The organism is Ruegeria sp. BC5 (assembly GCF_056539205.1).
On record NZ_JBQFUN010000001.1, the window covers coordinates 675,424 to 688,798 of the forward strand.

General features: G+C 55.8%; 13 protein-coding genes. 4 read left to right on the top strand and 9 right to left on the bottom strand.

The genetic code is table 11. From position 1 onward, the window contains the following. Positions 1–22 precede the first annotated feature (22 nt). The 4 genes from ACR0LY_RS03435 to ACR0LY_RS03450 form a co-directional block, all read right to left on the bottom strand. On the bottom strand, positions 23–280 hold the full coding sequence (locus ACR0LY_RS03435; protein ID WP_170348678.1) for a hypothetical protein: 258 nt from the start codon (positions 278–280) through the stop codon (positions 23–25). Between the two features lie 159 nt (positions 281–439). Beyond that, a complete protein-coding gene (gene tcuB, locus ACR0LY_RS03440) occupies positions 440–1,519 on the bottom strand; it encodes a tricarballylate utilization 4Fe-4S protein TcuB (protein WP_170348677.1) in 1,080 nt (359 codons plus the stop codon). Then, positions 1,509–2,903 (bottom strand): FAD-dependent tricarballylate dehydrogenase TcuA, encoded by a 1,395-nt coding sequence (tcuA, locus tag ACR0LY_RS03445; protein ID WP_170348676.1) that lies wholly within the window; start codon positions 2,901–2,903, stop codon positions 1,509–1,511. Before tcuA ends, tcuB begins: the two co-directional genes overlap by 11 nt. Positions 2,904–2,914: 11 nt before the next feature. Continuing rightward, the gene (locus ACR0LY_RS03450; RefSeq protein ID WP_170348675.1) at positions 2,915–3,595 is read right to left on the bottom strand and encodes a GntR family transcriptional regulator; all 681 of its coding nucleotides are present in this window, start codon (positions 3,593–3,595) and stop codon (positions 2,915–2,917) included. A gap of 225 nt (positions 3,596–3,820) precedes the next feature. Between ACR0LY_RS03450 and ACR0LY_RS03455 the strand changes: the two genes are divergently transcribed. After that, entirely contained in the window at positions 3,821–4,738 is a 918-nt protein-coding gene (locus ACR0LY_RS03455) for an AbrB family transcriptional regulator (protein WP_480640544.1), read from the top strand. Here the strand turns inward: ACR0LY_RS03455 and ACR0LY_RS03460 are convergent. The 5 genes from ACR0LY_RS03460 to ACR0LY_RS03480 form a co-directional block, all read right to left on the bottom strand. Then, positions 4,707–5,687: a D-2-hydroxyacid dehydrogenase family protein gene (locus ACR0LY_RS03460; protein ID WP_170348674.1), complete on the bottom strand. Its 981-nt coding sequence runs from the start codon at positions 5,685–5,687 to the stop codon at positions 4,707–4,709. The genes ACR0LY_RS03455 and ACR0LY_RS03460 overlap by 32 nt on opposite strands. Continuing rightward, positions 5,684–5,920: a hypothetical protein gene (locus tag ACR0LY_RS03465; RefSeq protein ID WP_170348673.1), complete on the bottom strand. Its 237-nt coding sequence runs from the start codon at positions 5,918–5,920 to the stop codon at positions 5,684–5,686. The genes ACR0LY_RS03460 and ACR0LY_RS03465 overlap by 4 nt, the downstream gene beginning before the upstream one ends. 51 nt (positions 5,921–5,971) lie before the next feature. Further along, positions 5,972–7,060 carry a 4-oxalomesaconate tautomerase gene (locus ACR0LY_RS03470; RefSeq protein WP_170348672.1) on the bottom strand — a complete coding sequence of 363 codons (1,089 nt, stop codon included), beginning with the start codon at positions 7,058–7,060 and terminating at the stop codon, positions 5,972–5,974. 91 nt (positions 7,061–7,151) lie between these two features. Continuing rightward, the gene (locus ACR0LY_RS03475; RefSeq protein WP_170348671.1) at positions 7,152–9,182 is read right to left on the bottom strand and encodes a tripartite tricarboxylate transporter permease; all 2,031 of its coding nucleotides are present in this window, start codon (positions 9,180–9,182) and stop codon (positions 7,152–7,154) included. An 80-nt stretch (positions 9,183–9,262) separates the two neighbouring features. Continuing rightward, complete coding sequence (locus tag ACR0LY_RS03480; protein ID WP_170348670.1) at positions 9,263–10,351, bottom strand: type 2 periplasmic-binding domain-containing protein; 1,089 nt, start codon at positions 10,349–10,351, stop codon at positions 9,263–9,265. A 139-nt stretch (positions 10,352–10,490) separates the two neighbouring features. On the opposite strand from ACR0LY_RS03480, the gene ACR0LY_RS03485 reads away from it, so the two are divergent. The 3 genes from ACR0LY_RS03485 to ACR0LY_RS03495 all read left to right on the top strand — a co-directional run bounded on the left by ACR0LY_RS03485 (position 10,491) and on the right by ACR0LY_RS03495 (position 13,208). Then, the gene (locus ACR0LY_RS03485; protein WP_170348669.1) at positions 10,491–11,159 is read left to right on the top strand and encodes a response regulator transcription factor; all 669 of its coding nucleotides are present in this window, start codon (positions 10,491–10,493) and stop codon (positions 11,157–11,159) included. Further along, a complete protein-coding gene (locus ACR0LY_RS03490; protein WP_368040130.1) occupies positions 11,156–12,523 on the top strand; it encodes a sensor histidine kinase in 1,368 nt (455 codons plus the stop codon). Before ACR0LY_RS03485 ends, ACR0LY_RS03490 begins: the two co-directional genes overlap by 4 nt. A gap of 193 nt (positions 12,524–12,716) precedes the next feature. Then, positions 12,717–13,208 carry a hypothetical protein gene (locus tag ACR0LY_RS03495; protein ID WP_170348668.1) on the top strand — a complete coding sequence of 164 codons (492 nt, stop codon included), beginning with the start codon at positions 12,717–12,719 and terminating at the stop codon, positions 13,206–13,208. The last annotated feature ends 167 nt before the right edge of the window (positions 13,209–13,375 follow it).

The window sequence follows — 13,375 nt, forward strand, 5'->3', positions numbered from 1 at the left end:
CGCGTAACGGGCGGTAAAGTGCTTACTTCGCCGCCCGTAACATCTCAACACCAACTGCCATCTGCGATGCTTCAACGGTTACAACCGTATTCGGTGTGCCCCAATGGTCGCCTTCTCCGGTCGGTGACAAATTACTCGCTGTTTTTCTCAAACTCGTAATAGCCTGTTTGCCTGCTTTATCTTTAAAACTGATAGCCGTATGCAATGGCCGCGAATGACTGCCCTCCCCGCCGTGCTTGACTATTTTTGCCGTCACAAAGCCCTTGTTGTATCGATCCAAGGACTTCCGTTTGATGTCGAAATAGATCTCGCAAACCGTTGTGAGTGTAAGCCCACCCAGGGTTCGATTTCCTGTCTCTTCGCCATGACACCCTTGGCCACGGTACTCTCAGACCAATGATGCGATACGGTTTGTCCCACGCCCGGCTGCGATTGGTTTTTAACTGTTTGACATCAAAACTCTTTTCCTTTGCGCATCCCTGACAAGAGCTGCAAGCCGGTAAAAACCGTGCGCCATCTTGGTATACGGCATCAAAACAAAGAACGTCAGGACCGATCCAAGATGGACGGCAAGCAGCGCTGGCATCATGGTTGTTGATCCGAGGGCATAAAGACCGAGCCCACTCAACCCCACAAACCCAAGCAACAGGGTAAAGGCGATATCCCCTCCCCACGCCATCGGGTCACCGAGATCGCGGTCGGATTTTTGTTTGAGATACACCATAGCGCCACACCCCACTGTCAGCGAAACACCACCGGGAATCCCAAGCAGTTTAGGCAATGACCAGAACCCATAGGGCGCATGCATGCCAAAGCCGTAGTGCATCACTGTTGCGATCGAAGTTGACGCAAAGCACAACAGGAAGCCATACATTATAGCTTGGTGAATGTGTCGCCGCGCTTGGCTGAAACGGTCTTCGTCCTCAAAATTGCAGCCCTCTGCGTGCCCAGCAGCAAGATCCTGCATCTTTCCTGCGCGCTTGAAAGCAGCTGTCACGTCCGCAATTTGAACAGGTTTGCCGCAGATTTCGACCCAATAGCGCCTTAGGCTTATGGCCAAACTAAAGAGCGGCAGCAGGAAGGCAGGCGCAAAGATCGCGACCATCGCATTATGCGACAGGACGGCATAGAACCCCTCGCCTCCGCTCGATCCAATGGCGCGAATGGCCAAGAACAGCATGGCATATCCAATTACTAGCGCCAGGGCTATGGTGCCACCATGGGTGTGTAACCGACGCGCCAGAGGTTGCGGCCAGGCGAAGCATTCCCAGCTGTTCCGCCGCACCTCGGCCAAAGCTTTGGGCAGGTTCAGGTCGAACTCATGCGGAGCTGTGTACTGACAAGCGTAATAGCAACCCCGGCAGTTGTGGCACAGGTTAGCCAGCTGCGTGATATCCCCATCGGAAAACGCGCGTTCGGCATGCAAAGAAGGAAAAACCGAGCAATAGCCTTCGCAATACCGGCAGGCGTTGCAAATTTCGGCCTGACGACGGGCCTCATGAATCAGTTCAGTTTGCATAAGCGGCGGCCTCACGTCCTGCGATGCGTCCAAAAACGGTGCCTATGGTCATGCCAAAGCCAGCCAGATAACCCTGTCCAAGGATCGATCCGGCCATGGTTTCTCCGGCGGCCCAAAGGTTTTTGATCTTTCCGTCAGGGGTCGAACACTGAGCGGTATCGTCTACCTTGAACCCCAGATAGGTGAAGGTCACGCCAGTGCGTAGCGAATAACCATAGAACGGTGGCTCGGTGATCGGGCGGGCCCAGTTGGTCTTGGGCGGTGTCAGGCCAGAGGTTGTAACACCATCCAATTCAGTTGGGTGAAAGCCCGTTGTGTCACCACAAGCTGCGTTGAATTTGCTGACAGTCCCGGTCAGCTTGTCGGCTGGCAGGTCCATCATCCCGGCCAATTCTTCCAACGTATCCGCCTTATACGGCGGGAACACTGACGGCATAAACAAATTCAGCGATTTGGCATCGATAATCACATAGCCCACCTGATCCGGTTGGGCTGCTACAAGTCGTCCCCAGATCGCATAGCGCTTTGGCCAGACGTCCTCACCCTCGTCATAAAACCGTTCGGCATCTTTGTTCACAACGATGGAAAACGGCACGCAATCAAGACGAGTGACAATCCCGCCATCGAATTTCGGCGAGCGTCCGTCGATGGCAACGGCGTGACATTGAGTCGGATCTCCAACGCTCTCGACGCCTTGATCCAGAAGGTCTGCCAACACCACACCCCGGTTATAGGGCGTTCCCCGGATCAAAAAGTTCTTTGCTGGCTCACCCCAGGCACGCGTAAGCCAATCGGTATCGGCCTGAAACCCGCCCGAGGCGACAATCACTGCTTTGGGTGTAATGCGATGCGACTGGCCTTCAAAAGTGTAATCGACCCACTCGATCCGGTTACCGTTCAGTTCCAGATGTGTAACTGCAGCCTCATAAAGCACATCAACGCCCAGACTAGCCGCAGTGCGGTAGTAGGCATTCACCAACGACTTGCCACCCCCCATGAAGAATGCGTTAGTCCGTGCCAAAGACAGCGTTCCTGACAATGATGGCTGAAAGCGAACCCCATGTTCCTGCATCCACGTTAGGCACTCTTCTGAAGAACGGATTGCCAGCCTGGCCAGATGCTCATCGGTCTTTCCGCCGGTGACTTTCATCAAATCCGAGAGATATTCGTCTTCGCTGTATTCTTCGATAAGTGGACCAAGAGGAGATCTGTGCATGCAGCGGAAATTACGCGTGTGGCGAGAGTTTCCTCCGCGATACGGTTTTGGTGCCGTTTCAAGGATCAGAACTCGGGCGCCTGCCTCGGCAGCGGTCATCGCGGCACAGAGGGCAGCATTGCCGCCGCCAATCACAGCGATATCGTAAGCTTCATTTTGGGGAGGCATGTCCTGACTACCTACTGGCTTTCGTCAATTGTGCGGTCGCGTTCCTGCAACGCACGTATCCGCATCCGTTGCGCCGCCTGAATATGCGCACGCATTTCCGTCTCGGCCGCAGCACCATCACGGGCCTTCAACGCGATCATGATGCGTCGATGCTCGGCCACTGCCGCCTCAGCCCTGTCACCATCCAACAGTTGCGATGGCCCAAGGATCAACAGCGCCTTTTGAAGCGACAGCATGGATTTCGTTAAAAACCGGTTCTTGGCCGCGTCAAGCAAAGTGGCGTGAAAAACTCTGTTAATCCGTGCCGTATCTGTACCGGTGCCCGCTTCGGCCAGCCGGTCTGTCAGCACGTCCAGCTCATCCAGCTCGACTTCTGACGCCGCGCGAGCTGCCAGCCGGGCTGCGGTACCTTCCAACACCGCGCGCATTTCATAGAGCTCCATGATCTCGGCGTAATCCAGACTTCGAACGGTCGCGCCCTGCCGGGGAACATGGGTGACAAGGCCATCGGCCTCAAGTTGCCGGATCGCCTCACGCACGGGGGTACGGCTGACGCCTAATCGTTCGGACAACTCGACCTCGCGCAGGCGTTCGCCCGGCAAAAGCGAGCCTTCGCGAATTTCTTCCAGCAAACGCCTATAGGCGGAATTTCCTTGCGGACCGGGCTGGAAAGGGTCGTCCTGAATTGTCATTGCGGGCTCTCTTGTCATTGTGTGTTCTGATGTATACAAATGGATACAAAGTGAGTCAACAACGCCGGAATTCTTCCCTTGTCCGACCAGTTAAAGACATCTTCACTGTTGTTAAGACGGGCCGTAACACTCGGCCTTGCAGTATTGGGAACGGGAGTATTCTGGGCATTGAGCTTGCCGTTGCCCTTTCTATTCGGCCCAATGAGCGCTTGTCTGATTGCTGCCTTGGCTCATGCCCCCATGGCGGGTTTCGGTCAGGTCTCAGTCGCGGCTCGCACAATATTGGGTGTGGCGGTTGGGGCGTCTATTACACCGGCCCTGTTTGTTGAATTGCCAAAGATGGCAGCATCGATCGCGCTGATCCCGTTCTTCATCCTTTTGATCGCGCTGGTTGGGGTGCCATTCTTTCGAAATGTCTGGGGCTTTGACACCACAACCGCTTTCTACGCGGCTATGCCCGGTGGATTGCAGGACATGATCATCTTCGGTTCCGAAGCCGGGGCAAACCCGCGTACCCTATCCCTGATCCATGGCACGCGCGTGCTGATCATCGTGACGCTGGCCCCTTTGTTTTTAACCGTGTTTTACGACGCACAACTCACCAACCCAATCGGAGAGCCTGCCCGCGACCTGCCCTTGCATGAACTGGCGCTTATGGTTCTGGCGGCCTTTGTCGGCTGGAAAGGCGGCGAACGGATCGGCCTGTTCGGCGCGTCCATACTGGGACCAATGATACTGACTGCGGCGTTGTCTCTGGGGGACTTCATTCATACCCGCCCGCCGCGCGAGGCCATCCTTGCGGCGCAGTTCTTTATCGGCTGCGGGATCGGTGTGAAATTTGTTGGCGTCACATGGGTTGAATTGCGCAGGGTTGTGGCAGCGGGCTTTGCCTATGTCGTCGTGCTAGCCATACTTGCGGCCGCCTTTACTGCTGTCGTCACCACACTGGGCTTGGGTCAGCCGGTTGAGGCATTTCTTGCTTTCGCACCCGGCGGACAGGCTGAAATGACGGTTCTAGCCATCGTTTCGGGGGCAGATCTTGGCTTTGTGATCACCCACCACCTGACGCGGATCGTTCTGGTGATCATTGGGGCGCCCATCGCGGCCAATCTTATCTTGCGTTGGTCCAAATCTCGGGATTGATCATGTGAATCGGAGCATTCTCGGCATAGGCGTTAACCTGATCGAAGATGTCGGCAAATTGCAGGTCGAACTCATCTTCGGTGACGAAACCGATATGCGGGGTTGCGATCAGGTTGGGATGCGACAGCAACGGATCATTCGGATCTGTAAGGGGCTCTGTATCAAAGACATCAATTGCGGCCTTACCAGGACGACCCGCGTTTAACGCGTCAAGCAACGCACCGGGAACAATTAGCCCTGCACGGGATGTATTCACAAACAGCGCGTCTGATTGCATCTGCGCGAAATCTGACGCCGTGACTATCCCATGCGTGTCTGGTTTCAGGCGCACATGGATCGAGACGACGTCACTGTTGGCAAAGAACGCGTCGCGGTCGGGCGCGACCTGTACTCCATCTGCTTGCGCCCGTGCCCGGCCTTCGTCCGAAGACCACCAGACGACGTTCATACCGAACGCCTCGGCATAACCAGCGACGGCGCGGGCAATACGGCCATAGCCATAAAGGCCCAATTGCCGCCCCCTCAGTGTTTTGCCTACTCCGGCCTGCCAATGCCCCGCCTTGGCCGAGGCTATCTGTGCAGGTAAATCGCGCATTCCGGCCATGATCAGCGCCCAGGTGAGTTCGGCAGCGGCATATGAGGGCGTCCCGCCATGCATGTTCGAACACAGCAGTACGCCGTGGTCCGAGCATGCCTGCACATCGACATGGGGGTACACGCTGCGCTGGCTGATAAGTTTCAGGTTGGGCAGTTTTTCAATCAAGGCGCGACTGATTTTGGTGCGTTCGCGAAACAGCACCAGCGCCTGAGCCTGATGCAAGCGCGCGGCCAGTTCGTCGGTGTCTTCGACATGATCGGTCCAGACCTTCACGTCATGTTTGGAAAGCTTCCCAAAACAGGGCAGACCCTGCAGCGTATCAAACCAATCATCCAGAATGTGAACCTTCATCGGCTTTCTAAACCCTGCCCTGTTGTCAGCTTTCTTGGTGTCGGCACAAAATGCTGCGCGTCGAGTGCGGCAAGCGCATTTCGAACGCGTTCGCTTTGATCAAGTAAATGGTTGAACTGCTCATCGCATCCGGCGATCGGTGTTGGGTATTCCGCCATGTCCCGTCTTAGGGCCGCCTGCGCCAACCTGAGTTCCTGACGCGCAATATCAAGGCATTCAGAATAGTCATCCATCGCGGCATCCTTAAATTGTATACCGTAGTATACCTAATTATGATCCCTATTTCAACTCCCGTTCCATACAGATTCCGGCACATAGACATGTCCATCCGCCAACTTCCGCGCGGTCCGCACCAGACCTGCTGAGTTGACTTTGAACTCCTGGCCATTTGAAAAGTCCACCAACACGTCGATGTTGCCTGATGCATGTTCCAGCACAACATCAGCCGGGCTTGCCTCGGGTCGATCCAACAGACTGTCGGCGACTGTTCCGGGTGTCAAAGCGCAAGACGCCATACATTGTGCGCCGGTAACAGCCATGGTCGGATGAGTCTTCCACGGCATGAAATACCGAATTGCTAGGGTTCCACCTTTCTTTGCGGGCGCGACAAGGCCAAATTTGGGTGTCACTGATTTTGACACGTCCCCCATGCCCATCAATTTTCCGGCTTCGATCCGAACCGCCTCCATCCGGTCAAAGAAACCGCGGTTGGCATCCAACTCATCAACGCTTTCATACCCTGTCAGGCCGAAATCTGAGGCCCGCGCGATGGCCATTGGCATGGCAACATCCATACAGGTCACCTCAATCCCCTGCACTGCATCGCGCAGGTTTCCGGTGGGCAAAAATGCACCAGTGGCTGATCCTACAACCCCCATGAAACTAAGTTGTATCGGCGCTGATTGCCCGGGTACTCCGGCGATTTCTGCATCGCCTTCATAGACCAGCTCACCCCCCGGCGTCTGCACTTTGGCTACAACACGGGCACCTGTGTTGACTGCGCGAATGCGAACCTCCGTCACATCACCTTTTGGCTGGAACAAACCCATTTCGATTGCAGCCGGAGCGACGCCGGACAGGATGTTGCCGCAGGTGGGTTTGAAATCGACAAACTTCTCTTCAACCGATACCTGCGCGAAGAAATAGTCGATATCGGCCCAGTCATCGTCGCTGACAGACAGCATTGCAACCTTTGTGGTCACCGCTGTGCCACCACCGATCCCGTCGATGTTGATTGATTGCCCTGCCCCAAGGGCCGCGACCAGAACGTCAGCCAACCTGTCCCGATCTTCGGGCAGATCAGAGCGGCGGAAATAAGGCCCCCGCGAAGTGCCGCCACGCATGAAAATATACGGGATTGCTGTCTGGGTCATAGCGAACCGTCCTTTACAAACCGTGTGAGATTTTTTGTGAATTCAGCCCCGTGCTGCGTGTTGTTCATCAGGTCGGGCATCATTGGACCGCTTACTTCAGTGGCCATGGCAAGCTGACCATGTCTTGCAGTAGACCCGGCGGGAAATCCCGGTTCAGAGCACCTGCCATGAAGCACATGAAGCCAATGCCGCAGGCGGTCAGGATCAGAGTTAACCGCCAGTCCGCCCCGGAACGAATGCGAAAGAAGGCGATCAGGAACCCAAGTAAGGCGAGGATGAAACCAACAACCCACGTGGCCGCGATCAGACTGGCGAACCATGCCAACGTAGACCAGAGGCCGTGAGGCGCGCTCGCGTCCTCGCCGGCGATCTCTTTGTCGGCAAAGATTGGATCACCCTCGGGCCGCCGCATCATCTGGATCAGCAATACAACACAACAGAACAAAGACACGCTGCCGATCACCAGCGGGATGATCTTGTCGGTCATGTTGTAGTCGGGGATCATATTGGCGTTCACCAAAGCGACGATCAGATAGGCCATGATCACCAGCAGGAAGATCAGCGGCGCACGTTTGGTGCCTGCTTGAACGTCACCCTCTGCCATGATCAACTTGGCTTGTCGAATACCTAGAATGATCGAAACAACCGTAACCACGATCAGCACGATGACAATTGGGCTGAACACGTACTCCATCCCCTCACCAAAGCTTTTGCGGAACCGGAAAGAGGCGATCTGGAACGCCTGATTGGTGAACTTCTCAACCGGGTTTGACAGGACAAAACCGATCAGGAAAGCCGGGCGCGACCAGTCGAAACGGCGCAGGAAGATGCCAATCAGACCGATGACAAACAAGGCCAGAAGATCTTCGAAATTCTGACCAGACTGAAAGGCCGCAAAGCTGATCAGCATGAACAGGAACGGCGCCAGATAGGTGAAGCGGATGGTTGTCAGTTTGGCGATACCGCCCGAAGCGGCGATACACAGAATGGTTCCAACGACGTTGGCCAACGCCAACAGCCAGACGATGGAATAGGTAATGTTGAGATTGTCCTTGAGCATGCTCGGGCCAACCTCAATGTCGCCAGACCCCAACAATGCAACTGCACCGATGAAAATCGCCATCGATCCCGAACCGGGAATACCAAACAGCAGAGTAGGAACAAGCCCACCACCCTCTTTCGCGTTGTTCGAGCTTTCCGGGCCAATGACCCCGCGCACTTCGCCCTTGCCAAAGTTGCTCTTGTCCTTGGTGGTTTGCACCGAGTGGCCATAGGCGATCCAGTCGACGACCGAACCTCCGAGGCCGGGGATGACACCGACAACCACACCGATGATCGAACACCGGACCGACAGCCAGATATTCGCAGCCCAATCCTTTACACCATCCAGCCATCCAGCCCCCAGCGAGGCCCCCTTGGCGATAGATCGATCCTGTCGCAGCAAGGAGACGATTTCGGGGACGGCAAAAATACCCAAGCCCACGATGACCAGTTTCAGACCGTCTGTCAGATAAGGAATGTCGTAAGTCGCCATCCGCAGCGATCCGCCCGCATCGGCCTCACCGATGGTGCCGACCATCAGGCCCAAACCCGCGGCAGCGATACCTTTCAGTGGAATGCGCCCCGCCAGAATAGCGACCATCGACAGGCCGAGAATGGTGATCATCAGCATCTCGGGCAGACCGAAGGCCAGCACGATTGGTCGCGCGATCAGAATGAACATGGTCAGGAAGGTCGCGCCAACGAGCCCGCCAAACAACGAAGACGAAAAGGCCGCTGACAAGGCCCGCGCTGCCTCGCCCTTTTTCGCCATGGGGAACCCGTCCAGCACCGTGGCCTGCGAAGCAGAGCTGCCGGGAATACCCATCAAGACAGATGCGAACGTGTCCGAAGTGGGCACAACTGCGACCATCCCGATCATCAGCGCCAGCCCCAGGATCGGGTCCATGCCGAACATGAATGGCAGCAACAGGGAAAGACCGGCTATTCCACCGAGGCCAGGAAAAACCCCTACGGCCAGCCCCATGACAACACCCAATATTAGGTATCCCAGAACGATGGGTTGCAGGATCAGACCCCACGCCTCTCCAAGCGCAGGAAGAGCGGTGGCGAAAACCTCCATAGCGGCCGCCTTTCATAAATTGTATTGTGTATGGAAAAGCGCGCGCCCTTCGTTACAGGCGCGCGCTGCGGCTTATCGGCTTAGTTCAGCTCGACGCCATAGGCTTCTTTCAGCCAATTCAGGACATATTCCTTGGCATTGTCGTCGACATTGGTTGCCGTCTGCAGTGCCGACTTAGAACCGTCACCGACGAAAACCGGATATTTCCCAACGCGCTTGGACGAGATATCGGCAAAATCCCCGCGCTCGGTCACAGCCTGAAATGCGGCGGTATAAGCATCGACCACTTCCTGCGGTGTGTCGCCCGGCAGAAAGGCCAGTTTCTGTACCGGGAAACCAGCAACGAAGAAGGCTTTCCATGCGTCCCAGGCCTCGCCGCTGGTTTCACAACCATCAGTGGCCTCGCAAACCTCTTTAAAGGTCGGAATGTCCGGGAAGGTCGGGTCGCGGACGATGTTACCGTCAGCGTCCAGTGCGCCCCATGTCATCATTGGCACGGCCTGACCGGCCTCGACCAGCGGTGCCGAACCGCCCAGATACCCGGACGACGTCTGGTAGTCGATATTGGCTTCACCGCGCTCAAACATCAGTCGGCCGTCGCCGCGCCCCTTGATGCCGAATACCGGCTCAACATTCATACCCAACATTTGCCATGCCAAAAGCGGCACGAGGTCCAGCCGGGTCGCGCCCTGCGAACCGTAAATGAAGTTGGTATCTTTCAGTGCATTTGCGGAACCATCAAACTTGGCGCCGTCCTCGGCGTTCAGATAAGCGACACCGCCGGTGCCGGACGCCATCACCGGAATCCAATCATTGTATTCATAGCGGACGCGCGGATCGCTCAGCAGATACGGGAATTGTGTCGAACCCGAGGTGCCGAACAGCAAAGTTCCATCATCGTGCGCCTGTTCCTGGAACCAGTTGGCACCTTTGGTCGAACCTGCGCCTGGCATGAACTTAACAACCACGGTTGGCTGTCCTGGCAGAGCCTCGGACAGAAGTGGTGCAAAGAAATTGGCCCATTTGGCCGAACCGCCCGTTTCCGAGAACGGGATGACCCATTCGATAGTCTTGCCTGAGAAGTCGACCTCGGCTGCGGCGGGTGCCGTGAGACCGGCGGAGGCAATCAGCCCCACGACGGCGCGACGGGTGAATTTGGAAATGGCCATTGGTTCCTCCCTGTTGACCAGACAACCATGCCAGCGACTGTCGCGCCACCATGATCGTAAATAGAACTGTGGGGTTGATTCCCCCTCCCATCTGGCAATCATGGAGTGCCAACCTTGCGCGAAACTTGCAGGAGACCCGATGCGGATCGTCATCGTCGAGGATAATGAACCCCTTGCCAACGCAATTGCCTATCGTCTGCGAGACCGCGGACATGCAGCAGATGTACTGACCGACGGCGACGCAGCGGACCTGTATCTTGAACAGGAAAGCGCGGACTTGATCGTTCTGGACATCAACCTGCCAGGTCGGTCCGGATTGGAAATCCTGAAGTCGCTGCGCAACCGTGGAGACAGTGCGCCCGTAATTCTGCTGACAGCACGCACTGAGACAAGCGACCGGGTGTCTGGTTTGGACATGGGGGCCGATGATTATCTGGTCAAACCCTTCGAAATGGACGAGTTGGAGGCACGCATTCGGGCGCTTTCACGCCGCAAACAGCTTGATTACGGAGCGCGGGAAAGCATCGGCAGCCTAGAGTTCGACCGCACTGCTCGTCAGGTCAGCGTTAAGGGTGAGGTGATGGATATTCCGCGACGGGAAATAGCGGTGCTGGAATGCCTGTTGGAGCGTCGGGGCAGGATCGTTCCCAAAAGCCAACTAACTGATTACGTCTATGGTGTAGGGGCGGATGTCGAGGTTTCGGCTGTTGAACCTCATGTGTCGCGACTGCGAAAGCGCCTTCAAAACCTAGGTATAAAGATTAAGACAGCCCGCGGTCTGGGGTATCTGCTTGAGGTGCAGAAGTGATTAACCACGGCTCGCTCAGGCTAAGGCTGTTCATTCTTATCCTGACACCTTTGGTGCTGCTTGCAGTGCTGCTTGGGTTTTGGCGTTTTATGGTTGCCCAGAAGACCGCTCAGGAGCTTTTTGACGACAGTCTACTCTCAGCTGGCCTGGCAATTTCGCGTGATGTGGCGATTTCGGGCGGTGATGCGTTGTCGCCCACCACACGCAGTCTGATCCGCGACGCATCGGGCGGTGAGATCTTCTATCATGTGACTGGCCCCGGCGGCATTTACGTGACGGGTTATGCCTACCCTCCGGCATCCGCGAACTCGTCGGTGCAAGAGGTGTACAAGCCACAGTTTTTCGAAGCGATCTACCGCGATGAACCGGTGCGCGTTTTAAAGATGACAGAACGTGTGACCTTGGAAAATCTTGTTGGTGATGCGACGGTCACGGTTTGGCAACGGATGGCGGATCGCAACGCATTTGCCAATGAACTGTCCATTCGCGCCGGAATTGTCATGGGCATCCTGCTGGCCACCTTGGCTGTTGTGGTATGGTTCGGCGTGGCGCGTGGCCTGAGACCATTGCTGGATTTGCAGGACGCAATCGACCTTCGTTCGCCAGATGACTTAAGTGAGATTAAGCGTCCTGTCCCGGACGAAGTGCAAGGTGTTGTGAAGACCTTGAACCGGCTCTTTGGGCAGGTCGAACACAGCATCAACGCCCATCAGGTTTTCATATCCGAAGCAGCTCATCAGTTGCGGAATCCGGCGGCCGCAGTCCAGTCGATGGCCGAGGCGCTTCGGGATGCGAAAACGGATGAAGACCGAGAAAAACGCATCCACGAGCTTGTGTCAGCCGCAAAGAACTCGGCAACGGTGGCCGAACAACTGTTGTCACTTGAAAGGCTCAGGCAACCGACGCACCAGGATCAAATGGATGAGATTGATTTCCGCTTGGTTGTGGAAGAAGCCTGTGCCGAGATGGGTGTTCACATCCTGGCGAAGGGTATCGAGTTTGACGTTACGATGCCCGAGGCGGCGATCATGGTGTCCGGTGATCGGGTGTTTTTAACTGAGGCCCTGAAGAACCTTTTGGACAACGCAGTAAAGCACGGCGGCACCAAGTTGAGCCGAATTTCTGTTGTGCTGCAGCGTGACGAAGGCGCGGTCAGTGTAACCGTAGCGGATGACGGAGCGGGCCTTTCGCCCGATCAAAGCGAAGCGGCCTTCAGTCGGTTTTCGCAACTGGACTATTCCGAAGGCAGCGGGTTGGGGTTGTCAATCGTTTCAGCCGTGGCTCAACGGCATGGGGGATCGGTGTCGATCAACCAAGTCGAAAAAGGAGCAAGCATCACGCTTGAGCTTCCAATCGCCCTTTAAAACGGACGAATCCGTATGCTGAGCCGTGAAACCGCGCATCTAAATGTATGGCGGCGTGTTATTGCCGCTCGCTCTTCGCGGATAGGCATAGCATGGCTCAATCCACGGATTTGAAAAGAATTTCCGGGATTTCCCCTTTGAACTCGGGTAATTTTGACCCATCTCGGCGACACATTTTCCAAAGGAGAGACACATGTCGCGTACTATCATATTGGCCGTGGTCATCATTGCCGCTGGCGCAGGAATTTATTTTTACACGACCCAACCAGACCCCACACCCGCCGAACAATTGCAATCGGCGGCAGAGGACGCTTCTGAGGCTGTTAGCGAAGCGGCAAGCTCTGTGACCGAGCAAGCCAGTGAGGCCGCGTCCTCCATCTCGGAACAGGCCTCAGATGCGGCTGAACAAGCAGGGCAAACAGCCACGGATCTGGCTGATCAGGCCAGTGATCAAGTTGCCGCCTTGGCAACTCAGGGCCAGGATCTACTAAATTCATGGATTGAAGACGGCACACTGACCCTTGATAATTTTGACTATGACACGTTGGTCGCCTCGGTTCAGGAAAGCGATCTGGCGCAGAACCTTAAAACACAAGCCATCCAAATTCTGGACGATATCAAAGCATCGCCTGAAACGATCGCGACAAAGATCCAAGAACTCAGCAATCTGCTGTCAGGACAGTGAAACTTGGCGGGCTGCCATTCGGGGCAGCCCGTCCTCTTTTGGCGTAATCATTATTCCAATCACGTCATCTTGCGTGTCGATTGGTCTTCCACATTGCATTTGATTGGTTGCGATCCAGCAGAACGCAACTCAAATTCTTTAATGCTGCGCCGCTCATTCGGAAGGAA

Excerpts from the sequence above, each read along its gene's own strand:
- tcuB (WP_170348677.1), bottom strand. The coding sequence starts at position 1,519 with ATGCAAACTGAACTGATTCATGAGGCCCGTCGTCAGGCCGAAATTTGC.
- tcuA (WP_170348676.1), bottom strand. The coding sequence starts at position 2,903 with ATGCCTCCCCAAAATGAAGCTTACGATATCGCTGTGATTGGCGGCGGC.
- ACR0LY_RS03450 (WP_170348675.1), bottom strand. The coding sequence starts at position 3,595 with ATGACAATTCAGGACGACCCTTTCCAGCCCGGTCCGCAAGGAAATTCC.
- ACR0LY_RS03460 (WP_170348674.1), bottom strand. The coding sequence starts at position 5,687 with ATGAAGGTTCACATTCTGGATGATTGGTTTGATACGCTGCAGGGTCTG.
- ACR0LY_RS03465 (WP_170348673.1), bottom strand. The coding sequence starts at position 5,920 with ATGGATGACTATTCTGAATGCCTTGATATTGCGCGTCAGGAACTCAGG.
- ACR0LY_RS03470 (WP_170348672.1), bottom strand. The coding sequence starts at position 7,060 with ATGACCCAGACAGCAATCCCGTATATTTTCATGCGTGGCGGCACTTCG.
- ACR0LY_RS03475 (WP_170348671.1), bottom strand. The coding sequence starts at position 9,182 with ATGGAGGTTTTCGCCACCGCTCTTCCTGCGCTTGGAGAGGCGTGGGGT.
- ACR0LY_RS03480 (WP_170348670.1), bottom strand. The coding sequence starts at position 10,351 with ATGGCCATTTCCAAATTCACCCGTCGCGCCGTCGTGGGGCTGATTGCC.
- ACR0LY_RS03485 (WP_170348669.1), top strand. The coding sequence starts at position 10,491 with ATGCGGATCGTCATCGTCGAGGATAATGAACCCCTTGCCAACGCAATT.
- ACR0LY_RS03495 (WP_170348668.1), top strand. The coding sequence starts at position 12,717 with ATGTCGCGTACTATCATATTGGCCGTGGTCATCATTGCCGCTGGCGCA.